The sequence below is a fragment of the Halomonas sp. 3D7M genome, from assembly GCF_014897885.1.
Classification (GTDB): domain Bacteria; phylum Pseudomonadota; class Gammaproteobacteria; order Pseudomonadales; family Halomonadaceae; genus Vreelandella.
On sequence record NZ_JABUZF010000172.1, the window covers coordinates 7,700 to 7,916 of the forward strand.

The window sequence follows — 217 nt, forward strand, 5'->3', positions numbered from 1 at the left end:
CCCGGCCCCCTACAGCGTGGTGAACTTCCCGACGCTATCGGCGGCAGGTGCCACCGCGACGAAATCGACACTAATTTTTAACGATCTGTCCGAATCAGGTTGACACGCCCCCCCTGGCTCACATGCGGCCGTTCTCTCGTCATTGGGATTCACCCGCCTTGCCAACCGCAACCCGCTTGATCGTCACTACAGGGTAAGCGTTCATTCCAGGACGTAG